The organism is Acidimicrobiia bacterium, assembly GCA_041676705.1.
In the GTDB taxonomy this organism is placed as follows: Bacteria; Actinomycetota; Acidimicrobiia; order Acidimicrobiales; family SKKL01; genus Actinomarinicola.
On record JBAYRL010000001.1, the window covers coordinates 323320 to 340915 of the forward strand.

General features: G+C 54.0%; 13 protein-coding genes. 9 read left to right on the forward strand and 4 right to left on the reverse strand.

Going from position 1 to position 17596, the window contains the following annotated elements; all coding sequences use genetic code 11:
- Nucleotides 1–4: 4 nt before the first annotated feature.
- On the reverse strand, nt 5–817 hold the full coding sequence (locus WC184_01665) for a crotonase/enoyl-CoA hydratase family protein (protein MFA7476585.1): 813 nt from the start codon (nt 815–817) through the stop codon (nt 5–7).
- 94 nt (nt 818–911) lie between these two features.
- Here WC184_01665 and WC184_01670 point away from each other — a divergent pair, with 94 nt between their 5' ends.
- The 6 genes from WC184_01670 (at nt 912) to WC184_01695 (ending at nt 7380) form a co-directional block, all read left to right on the forward strand.
- A complete protein-coding gene (locus WC184_01670; GenBank protein ID MFA7476586.1) occupies nt 912–2216 on the forward strand; it encodes a lytic murein transglycosylase in 1305 nt (434 codons plus the stop codon).
- 157 nt (nt 2217–2373) lie between these two features.
- Entirely contained in the window at nt 2374–3498 is a 1125-nt protein-coding gene (locus tag WC184_01675) for an ABC transporter ATP-binding protein (GenBank protein MFA7476587.1), read from the forward strand.
- A 2-nt stretch (nt 3499–3500) separates the two neighbouring features.
- Nucleotides 3501–4523: an oligopeptide/dipeptide ABC transporter ATP-binding protein gene (locus WC184_01680; GenBank protein ID MFA7476588.1), complete on the forward strand. Its 1023-nt coding sequence runs from the start codon at nt 3501–3503 to the stop codon at nt 4521–4523.
- Nucleotides 4524–4541: 18 nt separating this feature from the next.
- Nucleotides 4542–5192, forward strand: a complete 651-nt coding sequence (locus WC184_01685) for a TetR/AcrR family transcriptional regulator (GenBank protein MFA7476589.1) — start codon at nt 4542–4544, stop codon at nt 5190–5192.
- A 60-nt stretch (nt 5193–5252) separates the two neighbouring features.
- Nucleotides 5253–5729 carry a peptidylprolyl isomerase gene (locus tag WC184_01690; GenBank protein MFA7476590.1) on the forward strand — a complete coding sequence of 159 codons (477 nt, stop codon included), beginning with the start codon at nt 5253–5255 and terminating at the stop codon, nt 5727–5729.
- 4 nt (nt 5730–5733) lie between these two features.
- Nucleotides 5734–7380, forward strand: coding sequence for an acyl-CoA synthetase (locus tag WC184_01695; GenBank protein MFA7476591.1), 1647 nt, complete (start codon nt 5734–5736; stop codon nt 7378–7380).
- On the opposite strand, the gene WC184_01700 is transcribed toward WC184_01695, so the two are convergent.
- A complete protein-coding gene (locus tag WC184_01700; GenBank protein MFA7476592.1) occupies nt 7369–8922 on the reverse strand; it encodes a glycosyltransferase family 39 protein in 1554 nt (517 codons plus the stop codon). The two genes, WC184_01695 and WC184_01700, sit on opposite strands and share 12 nt — an antisense overlap.
- Before the next feature lie 136 nt (nt 8923–9058).
- On the opposite strand from WC184_01700, the gene WC184_01705 reads away from it, so the two are divergent.
- Together WC184_01705 and WC184_01710 are read left to right on the forward strand one after the other, a co-directional pair.
- Nucleotides 9059–10576: an NAD(P)/FAD-dependent oxidoreductase gene (locus WC184_01705; GenBank protein MFA7476593.1), complete on the forward strand. Its 1518-nt coding sequence runs from the start codon at nt 9059–9061 to the stop codon at nt 10574–10576.
- Complete coding sequence (locus WC184_01710; protein ID MFA7476594.1) at nt 10576–11334, forward strand: FkbM family methyltransferase; 759 nt, start codon at nt 10576–10578, stop codon at nt 11332–11334. Before WC184_01705 ends, WC184_01710 begins: the two co-directional genes overlap by 1 nt.
- 48 nt (nt 11335–11382) lie before the next feature.
- Here the strand turns inward: WC184_01710 and WC184_01715 are convergent, their stop codons facing one another.
- Nucleotides 11383–13449 carry a hypothetical protein gene (locus WC184_01715; protein MFA7476595.1) on the reverse strand — a complete coding sequence of 689 codons (2067 nt, stop codon included), beginning with the start codon at nt 13447–13449 and terminating at the stop codon, nt 11383–11385.
- A 116-nt stretch (nt 13450–13565) separates the two neighbouring features.
- Between WC184_01715 and WC184_01720 the strand changes: the two genes are divergently transcribed.
- Nucleotides 13566–16028: an acyltransferase family protein gene (locus WC184_01720; protein ID MFA7476596.1), complete on the forward strand. Its 2463-nt coding sequence runs from the start codon at nt 13566–13568 to the stop codon at nt 16026–16028.
- A 9-nt stretch (nt 16029–16037) separates the two neighbouring features.
- Here WC184_01720 and WC184_01725 read toward each other — a convergent pair whose 3' ends face one another.
- Nucleotides 16038–17558 (reverse strand): glycosyltransferase, encoded by a 1521-nt coding sequence (locus WC184_01725; protein ID MFA7476597.1) that lies wholly within the window; start codon nt 17556–17558, stop codon nt 16038–16040.
- Nucleotides 17559–17596 lie beyond the last annotated feature (38 nt).

A 17596-nucleotide genomic window follows, 5' to 3' on the forward strand; every position in this document is an offset into this window, starting at 1 on the left:
GTCGTTAGTCTTGATAGACCGCTGGCCGTTTTTCGAAATAGGCGCGAATAGATTCCACCTGGTTTGGTGACCCAATCAGTGACCGCATGATGGTGGCCTCTTGGGTGAAACCTTCTTCAAGGCTGACCTGGCCGGCCATGTTCAGGAGCCTCTTACCGCCACGAATAGCTTGAGGGCTTTTAGCTGCAATTTCGCGGGCCAAAGCCATAGCATCTTGCTTTGGACTGTCAGATACATGAGTAGCCAAGCCGAGCTCGACACATTCGGTGCCCGGCACCATACGCCCAGTGAAGGTGAGCTCTTTGGCGACGTCGAGACCTACCAAGCGGGGCAACATTTGGGTACCTGTCATGTCGGGCACTAACCCCCAACGAATTTCTAAGACACTCATTTGCGCATCGGGTGCGATAAAACGAATGTCGGCACCAAGTGCTAATTGAAAACCAGCGCCTAAAGCGTGCCCATGAACCGCAGCGATGACTGGTACCGCCATATCAGTCCAAACGTACACTGCTTGCTGACCACGCGACCCTATGCGGGCTTCAGGTTGTCGATCCGTTCTGGAAAGCTCGCTATTGATCGCATTGCTCGGACCTTTTTCCATCTGCTCAAAGCTCGAAAAGTCGAGACCGGCGCAGAAGCTTCGCCCTTCGCCTGACAACACCACGACCCGCACCGACGAGTCGTTTTCAATCATTTCACCGGCTTCGAGCAGTGCCTCGAACATGGCACCGTCCACGGCATTCATCTTGTCGGCCCTGATTAGGGTTACGTCGGCAACGCCTTCGTCAATGGTGACTCGGATCCGGTCTTTGATGTTCACTTCGGACACTACATATTCCCCCTCGTACGGGCTACGTTGTGCCCTACCTTAGTTCTTTGACCTTCACCGCGGGTGGTTAATTACTACTTTGTCGAACTCGTCGGAGCCTTTGAAGCTCGTCGCAAAATCTGCTGCCTTAATGGCGACCGCGGCGTTAGCCATCACGGCGTTGTTGCTGCCTATTTCTGCGAGCGCGTCGGTGGGCAATGCTGAAAACAGTGATGACACTTTGGAGGCCGACAATCTTGACGCCGAGGAACCTGAGCCTGCGATTTCCGCTGAGGTGGTAGCGGGAGCAGAAGCGCTAATACCGCAACGCGTTCGAGAAGTTGAAGCGTCGAGTCGGAACCTGACCCAGCTGCGCGCTGAGCTTGAACATCTCGAAGAAACAATCGTTACAAATCGGATGATTCACGAAGCGGCCGTGGTGAAGTTAGCCCAATTGCAAAACCAACGTGACACCCTTCGAGCGGATTTATCGGCGGCCCGTAATAGCCAGCTTGAAGCCAGTTTTCGAATGGAACGTCATCGTGGAGAACTGCGTTCGCTGGCCATCCAGGCCTACATGGGCGGAGGACGCTCGAGCGAGTCACTAATATATGGTGCCGCTGGTGCCAATGTCGCCGGTAGCGAGGCAGTAATTGTGGGCCAAGTGGAATCGACCCTCCGCCGAAACCTCGGTCTAGCTCAGGCCGACTTCGCAAGCGCTACCACGGATGTGAACCGCTATGAAGCCGACCTGTTAACGACGTTAGAAGAAATCAGCGACACTGAGCATCAGCGCGCAGCAGCCGAGGCTGAACTCGCCCGCGTTGAGCCCACAGTGCCTCGAATACAAGAGCAATATCGTGACGCGTATCTAGTAGCGAACGTGGTGGGGGCCAATTTTTCTGTCGTTGCGCTAGACGCCTATTTGGGGGCAGTCGAGACCGTGCCCCACTGCCGAATCAGCTGGACCGTGTTGGCTGGTATCGGTCGCGTGGAGAGCTTCCATGGCACTTTTGGCCGATCACAACCGCGCCCTAACGGTGTGGTGAGTCCTCGAATCATTGGGATTGCCTTGGATGGCAGCGAAGGCGTAGCACTGATAAACGACACTGACGGCGGTCGCTACGATGGCGATGCCACTTACGACCGCGCCGTTGGGCCAATGCAGTTCATACCCAGTACCTGGCGGGCATGGAGTCGTGACGGCAACGGCGACGGGATTCGTGATCCGCACAACCTTTATGACGCCACAGCTGCGGCGGCGGCATACCTCTGTAAGAACAGTTCGAGGCTCGACAATGCGGTCGTACTGCGTTCGGCGATTCTGTCGTATAACCAGTCAGATGTCTACGTAAACGCTGTCCTTGGTTACCACAACTCATACCGTCGTTTAAACATTGGTTAGGGTAATTGACAGTGTGACCACCAATTGCATAGGTTCTTCCCAATATTGTGACTCACATCACAAATCACCAGATTTGGTTTTCACCCGCACGTTTTTGTTATCCGTAACCGTATCGCCCTAAAAAGCGCTGCTAAGCACATGTCCAGGAGCAGTATTTATGAGCCGTGGCCGCTCGGTAAGTAAGCTTGAAGCCCCCAAGGCGGCTGATTCAGGCCACCTTCTTGAGGTGCACAATCTAAAGACCCACTTCATCACCGCAAGAGGCCGGGTTCGTGCGGTTGACGGCGTAAGTTTTTCTCTGGACCGTGGGAAAACCATTGGCATTGTCGGCGAGTCGGGTTCTGGTAAAACCGTTCTGTCACGTTCGGTTATGAACCTTTTGCCCCGTAACAACGTGGTGCGTGACGGAACCGTCTTGTTCGAAGGAAAAGACATAACGGGTCTGTCGAACAAAGAAATGCGCGACATTTGGGGCATCGATATTGCCATGGTGTTCCAAGATCCCATGACGTCGCTTAACCCAGTGGTGCGTATTGGTCGTCAAATCACTGAATCATTACGATTCCACCTCGATCTGAGTGCTGCTGACGCCAATAAAACAGCGGTTTCCTTGTTACGTTCGGTGAATATTCCCGAGCCTGAAAAGCGTCTCAAAGAGTATCCGCACCAGCTTTCCGGCGGAATGCGCCAACGGGTCACCATCGCAATTGCCTTGGCTTGCGGGCCTAAATTGTTAATGGCTGATGAGCCCACCACGGCTCTTGATGTGACCGTACAGGCCCAGATTCTTAATCTGCTGGCAGAACAACAACGTGAACGTGACATGGGCATGGTCTTGGTTACCCACGACCTTGGCGTAGTTGCTGGTCGAACCGATGAGATCGTGGTTATGTACGGCGGCAAAGTGGTCGAAAAGGCCCCAACTTCGGTGCTATTTAGCAACGTGAAGATGCCCTACACCGAAGCCTTGTTGCGATCGATTCCAAAGATCGACGATCCGAGCCACACTCGACTTAAAGTGATCGGCGGTCGTCCACCAGATCTGATCAACCCGCCCAAGGGTTGCAACTTCTCGCCGCGCTGCCCCTATGCGCAAGAGAAATGTCATGTTGAGGAACCACCTCTGCAAGACGCCGAAACCCCAGGGCATCAGTTTGCCTGCTGGTATCCAGTTGGCACCCCCGAAAACAAGGCCGCTTATGAACGCAACCTCGAAGCTGGTCTCCCACAAACTTTGATCACCCTTGAAGGCGCTGGTGCGGGCGCCGTAATGGAGAGCTGAACATGGCCGGATCTGGGACTGCTCATCTACGTCCAGAAAAAGACCCGCTGCTCACCGTTGAACATCTCACGGTGGAATTCCCTGTTGGTAAAGATGCCAAGGTTCATGCTGTAAGCGGCATTAGCCTCGACCTCCTAGAAGGCGAAACCCTTGGCCTGGTGGGCGAATCTGGTTGTGGCAAATCCACCACTGGCCGCGCCATTATGCAGCTACCAAAGCCGACGTCAGGCTCGATCGTGTTCAAAGGAACCGATATCACCAAACTCAGCGGTGAAGCGCTACGGCGGCTGCGTCCTGAAATGCAAATGATTTTCCAGGACCCAATTTCATCGCTGAATCCGAGGCGCAAAATTGGTGACTTGGTTGCCGAACCTCTGGCTATTTGGGGCAGGGGTAACAAAGAAGAACGCGATGCGCACGTTGACCGAGTGCTGGCATCGGTGGGTTTAGACCCCGCTGTGGCTCGTACGAAGAGGGCCCATGAGTTCTCGGGTGGACAATGCCAACGTATTTCAATTGCTCGCTCGCTGGTTCTTGACCCCAAAGTAATTATTTGTGACGAACCCGTATCGGCCCTTGATGTTTCGGTTCAGGCCCAAATTCTGAACCTTCTCGAAGACATGAAGGCTGAATACCAGCTGACCCTGATCTTCATCGCTCACGACTTGGCAGTTGTCAAGAACATCAGCGATCGCGTTGCAGTTATGTATCTGGGCAAGCTTTGTGAGGTTGCGAACCCCGACGATCTCTACGCCGCACCAGCGCACCCCTACACTCAGTTCCTCTTAGAAGCGATTCCGATTCCTGACCCAACGGTTAAACCTGAGGAGCGGGGCACCTTAGCTGGCGAGCTTCCGTCGCCGATTAATCCTCCTTCGGGCTGTCGCTTCCGCACTCGCTGCCCAAGAGCGCAAGATGTCTGTGCCCAAACCGAGCCCGTTATGCGTGCGGTTGGTGAAGACCATTGGGTGGCATGCCATTTCCCATTAATTCCTGTGCTCGAGGACCAGCCAGTAACTAGTTGACTCGCAAGGTTGAGCCAAATGGACGTGTCGAATCCACCCTCACGCACCAGAACTCGTTTAGCACCTGAAGACCGTCGAGCACAGATCACTGCTGCGGCGGTCAAGGTGTTTGCTGGTCGTGATCCATCGGCGGTGACCTTTGAGGAGATTGCCGAGGCGGCTGGGGTTTCACGGGCACTGGTGTACAACTATTTTGGTGATCGCAGCGGTCTGGTCGGGGCAGTTTGTCTTGAGTGCTATTCATTGCTGGATAACGCCATTGCTCCGGCTTTTGACAGCGGTCAAACCCCAGGCCAACAGGCACGTTCGTGGATTAGGCGTTATTTGCAATTTGCCTTCGACTACCCCGAAGCGTGGTCGATTATCGGGGCCGCTACTGCCAATCAGCACCCCAGTGTTTTGCAGGCTCGTTCCGAACGGATTGAGATGATTGTGGCCCGTTGGGGCGGCACCCCGGAAGTTCGGGTGGTAGTAGGTGCTCTGTCGGGCTTGTTGCATTCGGCAGTGATGGCTCACCTTGAAAACGAGGATGAGCAACTGGAATTCGAGGATCTGGTTGATCTAGTCGGGCTTTTGGCGTGGAAAGGCATGTCACACCTGCTGCCCGAGGGCATTGCTGCTTATCAAGACCGACCAGTGCCATCGTTTGACGACTTCAAGAACCCCTAGCCGCTTCCTAATCTGAGGCAATGTTGTGCCTTCGTGGCCGTGGTGCGCGACCATGAGAGGATGGCTTCTTATCCTCCCATGACTATTGACACCAACACCTTGTACCGCGTAACCATTGCTACCGATCGCGGCGACATGCTTCTCGACCTTGACCCAGAGTTGGCCCCAAAAACTGTTAACAACTTTATCTCTCTGGCCCGAGATGGCTATTACGATGGCCTCACCTTCCATCGGGTGGTCCCAGGCTTTGTTATCCAAGGTGGCTGTCCAGAGGGTTCGGGTCGCGGTGGACCCGGCTACAAATTTGAAGACGAACCCGTGAAAGGTGACTACCACCTGGGTGCCGTCGCCATGGCTAATGCTGGTCCGAATACCAATGGTTCCCAGTTCTTCATTTGCATCGATAACCTTAAAGGTCGTCTCGACAAGGCCTACAACTACTTCGGCAAAGTTGTGGAAGGGATGGACGTTGCGCTGTCCATTGAGATCGGCGACAAAATGAACTCGCTGACCATTGAAGAGATTGCGAAAGATTAGTTCTTTGGAACTCAACCTCGCCCAGATTCATGAGGCAATCGCCCAGGTGATTCCCGAGCGTGACTGCATTGTGCATGCTGGGCGACACTTGAGCTGGGCCGAGGTCACCAGCCGTACCCGCCGATTCGCAAATGCTCTAAACCAGGCGGGCCTTGGCCGTCGACAGGGGTCGCTGGCAAGTCTGGAAGGTTGGGAATCGCCCCACGATCACGTGGCGTTGTATCTGCACAATGGAGTTGAGTATCTAGAAGCGATGCTCGGCACCATGAAGGCTGGGGCTGCGGCCATCAACTTGAACTATAAGTATGTGGCCGAAGAGCTTAAATATCTCCTAAACGATGCCCAAGCCCGGGCCATTGTTTATCACGAGGCGTTTACTCCAACCTTGGCCGAGGTTCTGCCCGAGCTTGAAGGCGTTTCGCTTCTAGTGCGGGTGGCCGACGGAACAGGCCACGCTCCCCTGCCAGGCTCCATAGACTACGAAGCATTCTTAGCTGCAGTGTCCGACGAATTGTCGCCCCAGTTGGTTGAATCTTGGAGCGGTGACGATCTGTATCTGTTGTACACGGGTGGCACCACTGGAATGCCTAAAGGTGTTTGTTGGCGCCAAGCCGACTTCCTGGTGGCGGCGCTTGGTATTCGGCACAAGAACGGCACCGAGTACGAATCGTTAGAGCCCATTGTGGAACGCGCTCGACGACAAAGCCTACGTGCGCTTCCCTCAGCACCTTTCATGCACGGCGCGGCGCACTGGAACGCCATTAGTGCCTGGGTGGCGGGTGGAACCGTGGTTATCCAAAGCGAAACGACACGTTTAGATGCCACTGATATTTGGCAAACCATAGAAAACGAAAATGTGTCGTCATTGCTGATTGTGGGTGACGCGTTTGCCCGTCCCCTCGTCGATGAGCTCGACCGTAACAACTACAACCTTGGCTCTCTACGGTTCATTTTAACTGGCGGCGCGGCGTTAGGGCCTGATTTGGCACAGCGCTTTGTCGACCACTTACCAGACGTCACGATCGTCGACGTACTCGGATCATCTGAAAGTGGACGCATGGGAACGCGTTCCTCCAAGGCCGGTGATGCTATTGCGACTGGGAAGTTTGTGCCCTCAGAAACCTCAGTGGTGTTAAGTGACGACTTAACCCGAGTGCTTGAGGCCGGTGGCGATGAGATTGGATGGTTGGCGCAAAGCGGACGTATTCCACGTGGCTACTTGGGCGACCCCGACAAAACGGCAGCTACTTTTCCAGTGATCGAAGGTGTGCGTTATTCCGTACCTGGCGATCGAGCACGCCACTTGGCCGACGGCAGCATCGAGCTGCATGGTCGAGATTCGGCCACTATTAACTCAGGTGGCGAAAAAATCTTCGCCGAAGAGGTCGAAGATGCTCTCAAACGACACCCTCAAGTTACTGATGCCATCGTGGTTGGTCGGTCGTCACCGCGCTGGGGCCAAGAGGTAGTAGCCATTGTGTCGCTAAGGCCAGAGGCCTCGGTTAGCGATGATGATTTGCGTGATACTGCTGCTCGCTACATCGCTCGCTACAAACTGCCCAAGGCCATCATTCGTCATAGTGAGATTCCTCGCTCACCGGCAGGTAAAGCCGATTACCGTTGGGCCAAAGAGACAGCCTTAGGGAGCTAAGAACCGATCTAGTGCCATCGGTTCGAAGAACTCTTCCGGGGCTGGTACCAGCAACGGTTGGATGGCTCTAGTGGCCATGAGCTGGGCCCTTACAGTTTCACATTGCTCATCGAAAGTGGTGTAGCCACCCATCCAAACTAACCAAATTGCATGGTCTCCGGCCTGTTGTTGCAGCTCTTCAACGATAGTGACGGGGTTGGCAGCTTGGTTACGAGTGGCATAGTCACGCCAGTCAATTCGTTCTGGTGAATCCAAAGTTGGATAAGCCAAGACCGTGGGGCCAGGGTTTAGTTGGCGCGTGAGAGCGGGACCAAGCTGGTCGGGGCAGACCAGAACAACATCATTTGGAGTGGCCTGATCATTGATGATGCTGGCTGCTTGGCGGGCCTGGGTACGCTGATCGTCGACTCCTAACACACTGGTAGTGCCAAGGGCGACCACCGTTACGAACAGTGCCAGCGTTCGAGGTAAACCGCCAGGAAATGCAACGAGTCCATAAGCCAATGCGACCGCCACAACAGGCACTATAAAGGCCGCATATCGGCTGGCGTAGGCACCTCCGGTAGCGAAAGTAATAAGCATCCCTAGCGCCAATGCAGCGGCAGCGACCACAAATTCGATGCGAATACCTGCCACCGTGGCGAGACGGACGACAATTCCACTGGAGCCATCGGGGTGAGCGGTCAACGACAGCAGTAGCAAGATCACTACCACCAACGCCGAGAACAGGCCCTCGGTCACTAGATTCCCGCCTACTAAATCGGTCAGGGTGATGGCTAACGTGGCCGTGGGACGCTGTCTAGTCCCCCAGGGCGTTCCGGTGTGGGCCAGCTGATCCACCAAAGATGGTAACCACGGTAAAAACAGCACACCACCTGCCACCAATGCTGCTATGGCATAACGAGCACTTCGGCGCAGCTGCGGATCGATCGACTTCCACGCCAACCACAAGGCACCCAAACCAACGGTAGCTAATAGCCAGATGGACCAATAATGGGTATAAAGCAACGCCGCTGTAATTAGCGACAAGCCAATGGCATTGGCCAGGTTGGCCCGGTCGATCAAGCGCAGAATGAACAGCCAGCCAAGAGCCACCAAGAAAACTATTAATGAATACATGCGGGCTTCGGTTGAGTATCGAAGCATATAAGGCAAAAGGGCCAACGCCATGGTGGCCAAAGTGGCCGTGGCAAGGCCGCGTTTAGCTTTAGTAATAAAGAAAACCACTGGCAATGTGGCCAAGGAGATGAACCCTGAGAGGGCCCGTACCACATTGTCGCCTTCTCCAAAGATGCTCATCCAGATGTGCAGCAAAAAGTAGTAGAGGGGAGGATGGCCGTCGTGGCGCAAGGCCGCGGGAATATCACCCATGGGCACGGCCGCAATGTTCACGCTTAAGGCTTCATCAAGCCATAGTGCGGAACGGGTATAAAAGCGGAGCCCAATACCCACCACGATTGCTAGTGCAATCAGGGTGCTTTCGGTTCGGCTTAAGGCCTTGACGGGCGGTGTGTTTTGAGGCTGCGTGCTAGTGGGGTCCATCGTCGTCTATTGTTTGATAAAAGTGTGCAGGCTTCACGAAGATACGCGTTTGGTGCTGACTGCCTCGCTGCTATTAAAAATGGTGCTACGAAGCGGATACGCTAGCGCCTTTAATACCCCCGTGGAGAAACTGTAAATGACCGAACCGGAAACTACGACGCCTGATAACGCGCCGCAGATTGTGGTAATTGGTGCCGGGCCTGCTGGCCTGACGGCTGCTTTCGAGCTTGCTCGCCGCGGTGTCACCTGCACGGTTTTGGAAGGAACCGACCAGGTTGGTGGCATAAGCCGAACTGTTGAACGCAACGGCTGGCGATTTGATATTGGTGGCCACCGATTTTTTACCAAGGTCCAGCCAGTCGAAGACCTTTGGCATGAGATTTTGCCCGATGAGGATTTCTTGTTGAGGCCTCGCATGAGTCGGATATTTTATGAAGGCAAATATTATGATTATCCGTTAAAACCACTTAATGCCTTAGGTAATCTAGGCATTATTGAGGCTATCCGATGCGTACTTTCCTACGGCGTGGCACGGGTTAAGCCTCCGAAAGATCAATCCAATCTAGAAGGTTGGATTTCCGCACGGTTTGGTCGTCGTCTCTACGAGCATTTTTTCAAGACTTACAACGAAAAAGTTTGGGGAGTTCCCGCTACCGAAATCTCGGCTGATTGGGCGGCGCAGCGAATCAAGAATCTGTCGCTTTTCAATGCCGTTATTAACGCAATTCTGCCAAGCCGAAACCAGACTGACATTACTTCGCTAATCGAAGAGTTCCAATATCCTAAATTTGGCCCGGGCATGATGTGGGAGGTCTGTCGCGACAAGGTCGAGGCGGCCGGGTCGGAAGTGGTCATGAACACCAAGGCCCGCAAGGTGATTCATGAAGACGGCCAGGTAAAAGCGGTTGTGGCCGTTGATGCCGATGGTAAAGAACATACCTATCCGGCCGATCATGTAATTTCCACCATGCCGATGCCTTCGCTGTTGCGAGCCATGGATCCGCCCATTCCAACCGATGTCTTGGAAGCTGCCAACGACCTGCATTTCCGCGATTTCCTAACGGTGGCTCTAGTCGTTCCTGAGGAATACGCCTTTCCTGATAACTGGATTTATATCCACTCCCCCGAGGTCAAAGTTGGTCGTATTCAGAACTTTGGTTCCTGGTCGCCTTACATGGTCAAAGACGGACGGACTTGTCTTGGTCTCGAATATTTCGTGTTTGAAGATGACGAACTTTGGGCCAGCGCTGATGACGATCTAATTGAGCTAGGTAAGCGTGAGCTGGCCAAGCTGGGTCTGGTGGATGAAGGCAAAGTTGAGATGGGTTACGTGGTTCGTATGCCAAAGGCCTATCCGGTTTACGACGAGTTTTATGAAAACAACGTAAACGTGCTTCGCAAGTGGCTTGATGCCAACACACCTCAGGTGCATCCGGTTGGTCGAAACGGTATGCATCGCTACAACAACCAAGACCACTCGATGCTGACTGCTATGTTTACCGTGGCCAACATTATCGATGGCACTAACCATGACGTGTGGGAAGTGAATGTCGAGGAGGATTATCACGAGGTGGCCAAGTCTCCAGTGGTGGAAGGCCGCAAAAACTTAGGTACAGGCCGTGACGCTCCTATCATCCCGCGGAGAAAGGGCTGATGGTTAACGCCGCTTCGATCAAAGCAGCCTTGGTCAACGCGCTGCCTGATCCGGTGGTGTTTCGAATTTCGCCTTGGTTGTATCGACGCCAAGAGCCCGAGTTAGCCAAATTACGCACATTCGTCCCTGCCGGGCGCACCGTGGTTGATATCGGTGGTTGGCTGGGCCCATGGACCCGTGAATTGGCTCGCTGGTCGAAACAGGTCCACACGTTCGAACCACAACCTAATTTAGCTGCTTACCTGCGGCGAGTTGTGCCAAGCAATGTTCAGGTGCACGAGTGTGCATTGTCGAATGCGCCAGGCGTGTTGCCGCTCTATCTACCTTCCACAAGACACGGTTCGAATGCCTTGGCGTCGCTTAATCCTAAGGGAGTTGATGTTTCGAATTTCGTACACCACGAAGTCGAGGTGTTGCGACTCGACTCTTTCGATCTAGGTCCGGTGGCCTTTATGAAGATCGATGTGGAAGGGCACGAAGCCGAAGTTATTGACGGTGCCACCGGCGTGATTGAACAGGGCCAGCCGAGGTTGATGCTGGAGGCTGAACAACGCCATTTAGATCATCCGGTGACTGAGCTCTTTGAAACGTTGGCTGGTCTTGGTTATGAGGGTTGGTATTTGAAACAAGGTCGGTGGCAGCCACTCAACACCTTTCGAGTGGAGCGCGACCAGTTGGCCTTTGGCGAAGAGGTGCTTCACGCTGATTACATCAACAACTTTCTATTCGCCCCGCTGAATCAACGGTTTGTTCCCTAGAAGCTTGGCTGACATGGTGCTCGGGTCGAGCTGAATTGTGTTTTAGCCCTAAAGTCGTGGGCAAAGCTTCAGTTCAGGTTGAGCTTGAAGCGTGATGGAACCTAAGAACTCGGGCGTGATTTGACCGCCAGCGAAACTGATACCGATTTCTTCGCCCGGTGTTGGGTAGAAGCGAAATCCTTCGAAGCGTAACCGTCCATCGATCTCCACGCTGATTTCGACGTTGTTCGGGTCAAAAACCAGCTTCATATCAATGGTTTGATGGCGATTTAGGCTGAAGGGCTTTCCCCAGTCTTCGTGGTGAGTGCCGGTCTCATCACTCCATAGGTAGCCCACACGAACTTGACCATTTGTTTCGTCGCGAACCACCAGCGCGTTGAGGCCGGTGTCACTTTGATGGTTAGCCAGAATTGGTTGTATTACGCCAGGCGCAATGTCGTTCCAAACGACTTCAAGCTGGTAGAAACCGGCACTGCGAGTTCGTTCAACACCGCTCCAACGACCATTAGCGTCGGGCCCGAAATAGACAGCTTGGCATTGACCGAGCACAAAGACCGTGGGTGAGGAAGACGGTTGGGCGGGTAATGTTTCGCCGCGTTCTACATGAGGTTTTCTGGCCCCGGGAAGCCAGCGGGCCACATTCAGTTGTGATGCCAACAATCTGCCACGCAGTTCAGGCCGAACATCGGGTGCCACCTGTTGTTGATAGCCAATGGCTAGCGCGGCGTTGGTGGCGACTCCCCACAGAGCCAGCATGGCCGCCACACTCAAGATGGCTCGTTGCAGACCCACCGAGGTTATCGTGTCGGTGACCTGGCTAAATTGGTGTACGGCCACCAGTGATGCCAACAACAGGAATGGCATAGTATCGCCTTGGTAACGCGCTGCAATATAGCCAAAAACCAACGTGGTGCCAGCCCCTGCGGCGGCTCCGAGAAGTGGAATTGTGAAGCGGCCTAACTCCTGGCGTTTCCAGAAGGCCTGTAAGACCCAGAACGTGCCTGCCGCCGCACCAACCAATAACAGGGGCATAGCCGCACTCAGACTGGCAACCGGGTCGAGGGTGTCGAAGCTGACCTGCCCAAAGACACGAATATCAGGCGCGAAACCGATAAAGGGAAAAACCCGTGAAAGGCTCAGTCCGTCGGGTCGAAGATAGGCAAACAAGGTGGTGGGCAGGAACTGGAGACCGAAGAAACTTCCTCCGTTGGCGGCGAGGACCGCCTGGCGTTCGCTGCTTTGCAAAGCGTAGGTCTGAAGCTCAAGAGGTAACCGAAACAGCTCCCCGAAGCGCATAACGTTTACGAAGGCATAGCTAATAAGCGCTGCGGCCCCAGTGGCTGCGGTGATGCCGGCGGTGCGTCTAGGTGCCGGGATACTTATTAACCACCATTTCCGATTAGTTTTTGTGGCCGTTATTTGCCACAACGACAAGCCACCCAAAAGTGCGAGCGCCACGAGAGGTCCGAGACCTACCGATGGTCGTGAGTGTAACGAGCCAATGGCGGCAACACCGGCCAGCACCAGCCAAGACGAGCGGCTGTTCCCCAAGTAGTGAAATAGGGCGACGAGTGATATGAGGGCCAATGCCACCCCCCATAGAATTGCTTCGTGATACACCCAAGCTCGACTCGATAGATACAATAAAGTGCTACTCAAACCCCCAACTAGAGGCACCAAAAATGCGATAATTCTGTCTCTCGAAGATATAGATTCTTCTAGGTATCTGCTGTTAAGGCGCTTGGCTCGTTCAGGTTCGGTACGCGGTTGTAATGAACATCTAATTAACCAGCTCGCCTGAGCGAGCGTGACTAAAATTATTATGTAAGCCGTCAACATTGATATTTGTGTTAACCGCCCGTCGAGGCGATTGGTGAAAAATGCCACTGGCAGGCGCAATAGCACCGGGAAAACCCCAAAGTAGGTGTATTCAGCACCGTTTACCTCGAAGGCTTCAATGCCTAAAACACCTGGTTCAATGGCCCAGGAGCCTCGTAGCCAGCTGTGGGCTTGCGCGTCATAAAAATCGGCGGCTCGGAACTGCCAGGCGAAGACATCAAAACGGCCAGCCGTTAAAATCCAAGCGAACACGAGCACCGAAATTGCTACGCTCACAGCCGTGATTTTTCGAAGTTCTTTTGGAATCATCAATCTTCTGGTTCGACGGCTAACGTACAGAGACCCCAAGCTAACATGGCCAAGTTAATGGGGCCCTCACCGTACCGAACAACATGACCAAGCCCCAGTTAAGCCAACACTTTCCAGCTCTCGATGGTCTGCGTGGCGTGGCCACCTTTGCCGTGTTGGCCTATCACCAAGAATTTGGCTGGGCAAAGGGCGGATATCTAGGCGTTTCGGTTTTTTTCACGCTCTCGGGATATCTGATCACTTCGCTGCTACTAGTTGAAATTAGCCAGAGCGGAACTGTGCGTTATGGAGCCTTCGCGGCGCGGAGGGCTCGCAGGCTGTTGCCCGCAGCTTTCGTGGGCGTGGCCCTGGCGGTGGTGTTTGGCCTGAGCGTGGCCACCGATAGCCAGCAACGACATCTTGCGGGTGATGTTTGGGCGGCTCTCACCTATATGTCGAACTGGCGCTACATAATCCAAGATATTGGCTATGGCGACATCTTTGGAGCACCTTCGCCGCTAATTCATTTTTGGTCTTTGGCTATTGAAGGCCAATTTTATGTGATATTCCCAGCGTTGATTTGGGCTGTCACTAAACTGACCACGCGGCGGATCGCGTCGATTACAATTCTAGTTGTATCGTTATGGCTGATTTCGATGGCGGCGACATTGGGCTTAGCCGGTGCTACCGATGATCGCATTTATTTTGGTACTGATACTCGAGCCACCGAGTTATTAAGCGGGTCAATTCTAGCGCTCTTGTATCGGCATTTTTATCTTCAACGTTCGCTGTCGCCAGCCATTAAAGGTGTCCTAGCACAAGTTTCCCGGGTCGCAGGCGTTGTTGCGGCTGGTTTTCTGACCTACTTGGTTATGGCTACGGCATTAGAGTCTCGCTGGCTATATCGGGGTGGATTGGTAGCGGTTGGCGCCACCTCGGCGGTGTTGGTGTGGTCACTCTTGGGCACCGGAATGCTGGCTCGTGCCATGGCTTGGTGGCCGTTGCGCTGGTTGGGTCTTCGATCCTATGGCTTGTATCTCTATCACTGGCCAGTGTTTCTGTGGTTAAGCCCCCTGCGAGTGGGCCTCGAGGGCTGGCCACTATTTATGCTGCGCTTGTCGCTTAGCGTATTACTGGCCGACCTCTCGTTCCGTTTCGTGGAGCGCCCTCTACGGCAAGTGCCATTCACAACCTGGTGGCAGCGAAGCATAATTCCAATGCCCATGGCCTTGTTAGGTGTGGGTGCCGTGCTGGTCACCCAAGCTGCACCGGCACCACTACTTCGTTTCGATGAGTCAACACCAGTGGTCCCTGTAGCGACCGCTGGTCCGCCGACGATGGCGATATGGGGTGGCGAGTTAGCAGCGCAGTTAAGCACTCAGCTGTCGGAACAACCTGACAGCGATAAAACCCTGGAGATTCGCAACCTGTCGGATAGATCATGTTCTGCTAATGCACGGTCATCTTGCTTAGGGGTGGCATGGCGTTGGTTGCAAGGCAGCCGTGGGGCGGAAAACCTGGTGATATTGATCGGTCCCAATGATCCCTTTGGACAAGACATTGAATACCTGGGTGCAATGCGCGCTTGGTTGCCACCCTCGGTGAAAGTTACCTGGGTCACCCATCCGCCGACGCTAGAGTCCCCAGAAGCTACAGAAGCGGTGTTGGTGCCCCCTACTTCGATGCTCGAACTCGATTATCATCGGGCCCAGATAGCTGCCTTGGCACAACATTTCGACGACCAAATAGTCGACCTTGCCCGCCAGTTGGAACCTCCACCCGAGGGTTATCCCCCTGAACGGGTGATGAAGGCTTATCCTCTGCACGACGCTGCCTTGATTGAAGGCTTGGACGCAGTGGCCAAACAGCTCTCCACTGGTATCCGAACCCAGGTTGGCACCTGGCGAATTATGATTGTGGGTGATTCTATTGCTCAGTCATTGGGGTGGGGTTTTACAGAATGGGCTGAAGAAAGCTCGCGGGCCGCTGTTTGGAATGTTGCCCGTCCCGGATGTGCCTTAATCCGAGAGGGTGAACTGCGCGATCGTGGTGAAATGCCTGAGGGCTGTGTGCGATGGGCCACCGATTTCGCCGCTTATGTGCGTGACTTTGCTCCGGATTTGGTGGTGGTGCACGCGGGTCCATGGGATTCCAAGCGTCGACGATTTGCAGGGCGGAACGACTACGTGACGCCCGACGACCCCTATTACCTCGACCTGATGCGACGTGACTATGCCGAAGCCGTGGAAGTTTTGACGGCTGGTGGCGCGCCGATTCTCTGGTTCAACATGCCATGCGTCCATCCGCGCGAGGTAGCCGAACAAGCTGTCTTCCAACCAGAGCGCCGCGCTCCGCAGCGACTGGTGTTAACAGAATTGGCCACCCAATTCCCGAGCCTGACTTTGTATGATCTGGATGCGTTGGTCTGCCCCGGGGGTGTCTACTTAGACGAATTTGGCGATGTTGCCGACCCTCGGCCAGATGGGGTGCATTTTTCACCGCAAGGAGCGCGGTGGATAGTCGATACTATATTGCCAGAAATAGAAGAACTATTAAGTAAGAATTAGATTTAATCGCTATTGCTGCTCGGTTGGTTTGCTAGCAATTAAGAGCACCGATAAGCCAAAGGGCAAATTTGTGTATCGCATGAGCTGGCGCTCTATCGAAGCGACAAAGTAAAGAAGCTTATTTATCGCTGGGTTCACATAGCTAACTTCTTCTTCATTTCCCCGAAGCACAAATCGCAACGGTGTTAAACGCAGCACGGCTGCTATCGGAGCTAACCAACTGTGAAAATAGGTGACTCGGCGTACCTCGAAACCGGCTGCCTCTACTGCTTTGCGAAGACTTTTTTGGGTATAACGCCGTCGATGTCCTAAAGCCTCATCGTGACGGCTCCAAGCCCATTGATATGCCGGAACCGCAATAATTAGCACGCCTTCATTAGCCAGAACCCGACGATATTCTGTTAAGGCTTCTATGTCATCATCCAGGTGTTCAATCACATCGAGGCTGGTCAATACTTGGTATGAACCGTCGCTAAAGGGCAGGGCTTCGGCTCGTGATTGCACAATGGCTGTTGTGACCCGAGTGCGGTTGTTAGCGACCACGGCCGCGAACGGGTCATATTCGGCACCGGTCACCGAGGTGAGTTGTTGTTCAAGAACTTTCAGCACTCCCCCAGTTCCACAGCCAACGTCTAGACCGTGGCCCTGGCCGTGGTAAAAACGCCTTATTTGCTCGCTCACTAACACACGTTTGGCACGGAACCACCAATGTTGGTCTTCGAGGCGTTCCATTATTTCGAACTTCTCAATACCCATCTGGCCCGCCGAAGCAACCGGTTCTGCCGGTTTGGCCCCTAAGGCTCGACGCAGGGCGAGAACGTCGCGAAACATGTTTGCCCCGTCTCGTATTGCTCGGACTCGACTGGCTTCAACGTGAGACCAATGGATCGGCATGGCCTTCACCCGCAAATTGGCGCGCCCGGCCAGCGCGAGAAGTTCAACATCAAAGGCAAAACCATGCGTGGTCAAGGTGGAGAACAGCAAGTCAGCGGCTTCCGCACTAAATCCTTTGAGCCCACATTGGGTGTCGAGCTCATCGGTTAAAGCCAAACGTCGCAAAATGAAATTAAAGGTGCGACCACTTAGCACCCGGAAACCTGGTTGTGAATTACCAATCTCGCTGTCAACGTGGGCACGGCTAGCATAAACAACGTCAGCTTCACCGGTTTCTAATCGGCGGAAACATTCTTCAATGTCGTCGACGCCTACCGAAAGGTCAGCGTCGGCAAAGGCCCGATAAAGCCCGGTGGCGGCCAGCATGCCAGCTTTGGTGGCGGCCCCTTTACCTCGATTTATAGCGAGACGAAGAACACGCAGATGGACTAGCCCCAGATTGGCAGCAATCTTTTCTGCTAAATCGGCTGAACCGTCTTGGCTGCCGTCATCGACCAGAATTATTTCACAGTTGGGGGCAGCCAGGTTCGAAGCGGCGATTGTTTTCAACGAAGAACCAATTCGTTGAACCTCGTTGTACATGGGTATTACAAGGGAGCGTTCGTACTGTCGGGTTGGTTGATCTAACGGTGTCATTCAGCCTCCGGTATCCTTTCACCTCGGTGGCTAAAGCC

Bases quoted from the DNA above. Each gene is read 5' to 3' on its own strand.
- WC184_01675 (MFA7476587.1), top strand. From the start codon at position 2,374: ATGAGCCGTGGCCGCTCGGTAAGTAAGCTTGAAGCCCCCAAGGCGGCT.
- WC184_01680 (MFA7476588.1), top strand. From the start codon at position 3,501: ATGGCCGGATCTGGGACTGCTCATCTACGTCCAGAAAAAGACCCGCTG.
- WC184_01685 (MFA7476589.1), top strand. From the start codon at position 4,542: ATGGACGTGTCGAATCCACCCTCACGCACCAGAACTCGTTTAGCACCT.
- WC184_01690 (MFA7476590.1), top strand. From the start codon at position 5,253: ATGGCTTCTTATCCTCCCATGACTATTGACACCAACACCTTGTACCGC.
- WC184_01700 (MFA7476592.1), bottom strand. From the start codon at position 8,922: ATGGACCCCACTAGCACGCAGCCTCAAAACACACCGCCCGTCAAGGCC.
- WC184_01705 (MFA7476593.1), top strand. From the start codon at position 9,059: ATGACCGAACCGGAAACTACGACGCCTGATAACGCGCCGCAGATTGTG.
- WC184_01710 (MFA7476594.1), top strand. From the start codon at position 10,576: ATGGTTAACGCCGCTTCGATCAAAGCAGCCTTGGTCAACGCGCTGCCT.
- WC184_01720 (MFA7476596.1), top strand. From the start codon at position 13,566: ATGACCAAGCCCCAGTTAAGCCAACACTTTCCAGCTCTCGATGGTCTG.
- WC184_01725 (MFA7476597.1), bottom strand. From the start codon at position 17,558: ATGACACCGTTAGATCAACCAACCCGACAGTACGAACGCTCCCTTGTA.